Source organism: Mycobacterium sp. 1165178.9, from assembly GCF_001673555.1.
Classification (GTDB): domain Bacteria; phylum Actinomycetota; class Actinomycetes; order Mycobacteriales; family Mycobacteriaceae; genus Mycobacterium.
The window spans coordinates 1-2,428 of the sequence record NZ_LZMB01000096.1 but is presented as its reverse complement, the minus strand read 5'-3'; the positions used below and the strand labels follow the sequence as shown (position 1 = coordinate 2,428).

The following is a 2,428-nucleotide window of genomic DNA, read 5'->3' as shown; positions in this document are numbered from 1 at the left end:
CCGGCGCCGGCCGCGCCCGGGGTTTCGAAGTAGCCCGGCGCAATTGCCAGCGGGCTGATTGCCCCGGTACCGGGATCCTGCGCGTAGGCCAGCGCCGCGGTCGATGACGAGAACAGCGGAGCATGCGCCGACGCCAGGGCCGCGCCGCGCGCCAGCGCGGTGTCCGGTTCCTCGGGCGCGGTCAACGGGAGGGTGGTCGCCGCCTCCAGCGCAGGCTTGATCATGGGGATGTCGATCCCGGAGCCGACGACGAACACCGCGTCCGGGCGGGTCTCCAAGTTTTCCGCGTTGGCCACCATCGCGGCCAGCTGGGCGACCGCGGCCTCGTCGTCCTCGGGCAGGGCCTGTCGCGAAACGTTGGCGATGGATCCGTCCGCGCTGTCGACCACCGCCAGCGTCGCGGTGTCGGGCTCGATGTAGAGCAGCGCCGTTTGCGCGTAGTTGGTCTGATGGCCCACCGCCTGGGCCAGCGCCGCCGCGGCCAGGAAGGCGGAGACGAGCATCACATTTTCGACCTTGTGGGCCGCGAGCTTGTCGCGCAGCGCGGCCGCCTCGAGAGGGTCGGTGAACGTGACCCCGGTCGACGCCAACTGGTATCCGCCTTCGGCTGCGCCCTCACGCGTCCCCAAGATGGCCGAGATTACCTGGTCCGAGGCGGCTACCGTAGCTGCATCATCAGCCGCGGCGACGTCGAAATTGTCTTCATCGACGGTCGCGCCGTCGCCGTTTTCCCCCTCGACCAGCACCATCCGGACTGCGGTCGGCGCCATCGAAACACCCAGTACGGTGTCCAAAGCTCCTCCAATAGTCGGTTGCTCGCCAGTCACGGTGGGGACGAGCTCGTCGCACGATGTTGTGGCGCGAGACCTCGCCGAGATCCCACCGGTATTCCCCTAAAGACTCAATTTTACGCGCGTTCGGCACTCGGGTGGTGGCCTGGGACCGGCTTCAGGCGGGGCTACGGGGACGGAAGTTGAGTGCCGAGGTGGCGGTGCAGCCAGTCCTCCCAGTGTTGATGGTCACCGGAATGCGGCGAGGGTTGCGGTGACGGCGGTGGCGCCTGGGGCGGTGCCGCTGGAGCGTCCGATGGCGGGGGCGGGCCCGGCGGGGCGGCGTTCGGGTTTTGCGGGGCGACGACGTTGGGACCGACGTCCGGTCGCTGGTCTGCGTGCGGCCGGATACCGACAGCGAGGACCAGCGCCAACGCCAGGATGCCGCCGATGAAGACCATCGTCACGGCGGCGATCGTGAATACCGACTTGTTGCTGCGCCGCCTGCGCGACGGAGCGTCGGTAAGCCGGTGGGCGTCGGAAGCCGGGTCGTTTTCGGCGCTGTAGGCGAGTTCGACCGCAGCCGCCGGCGAAGTCCGCGCGGCCGGCATCGAGACCGTTCGCGGCGCGCCCAGGTTCGCGTTCGCCGCGGCCAACGAGGCGCCCCGCGCCAGGGCCATCTCGGGTTCCTCGGGTGTGGTCACCGACAGTGCGGTCGCCGCCTCGAGCGTCGGCTTGATCGATGGGATGTCGACATCCGAGCCGACCAGGAACACCCCGTCGGGCCGCGCCCTCATCGACTCGGCGCTCGACACCATCGAGGTCAGTTTCGCCAGCGCGGCGTCGTCGCTGCCGGGCAGCGGATGCCGGTGCAAGTCGGTGACCGTTCCATCGGCGGAGTCGACGACCGCCAGGGTGGCACTGGCAGGTTCGACGAGCAGTAACGCGGTGCGAGCCCAGTTGGTTGCGCTGCCCATGGCCTGCGCCAGCGCCGCGGCGGCCATGACCGCCGAGACCAGCATCACGTTCTCAATCTTGCGTGCCGCCAACGCGTCTCGCAGCGCCGCGGCCTTGATGGGATCGGACCAGCTGACTCCGCTGGACTTGAGCCGATACCCGCCCTGAGCGGCGCTCTCCCGGGTGCCGAGAATGGCTGCGACGACGTGATTCGCTGTGGCTATGGGTGTTTCGTTGTCGGCGACCGTGAAACCGTCCTGATCGACAGTCACCCCGCCGGCAGCTTCACCTTCGATGAGCACCATGCGGACCGTCTCAGGTGCCATAGACACGCCAAGTACGACGTCCACTGCTCCTCCAAATCGTCCAAATTGGTTGCTGCGCCATGCCAGTACAGCTGCGTTGCCACCACCTTGGGGCCTCGCGATTCGCGAGTCAGCCGGACTTGCTGAAAGCTCCGGCCGCGGCCACACCCTAGTCCGCCACCCTAGCCCGACCGGTCAGACACGCGTGCGAACCGCGGACGCGCTATCGGTGACCGAAGCCATGACCCCCGCCGAAACCGTGGCCGCCGCCGAATCCATGGCCCGATAGGCACATCACTATTTATCGATCACCAGTCATTTCGTGCCGATAGCAGAGCGAGGGCTGCGCGCCCGCATATGTTGCTGGGCTGATGAAATTCTGGCGGGTGAGGCGGC

At 68.1% G+C, this 2,428-nt stretch carries 1 protein-coding gene and 1 pseudogene; both read right to left on the bottom strand.

Going from position 1 to position 2,428, the window contains the following annotated elements:
- Nucleotides 1-770 (bottom strand): annotated as a pseudogene (locus A5652_RS04870) (hypothetical protein); the annotation flags it as partial.
- Nucleotides 771-958: 188 nt separating this feature from the next.
- Nucleotides 959-2,077, bottom strand: coding sequence for a hypothetical protein (locus A5652_RS04865; RefSeq protein WP_067347189.1), 1,119 nt, complete (start codon nucleotides 2,075-2,077; stop codon nucleotides 959-961).
- Nucleotides 2,078-2,428: the final 351 nt, after the last annotated feature.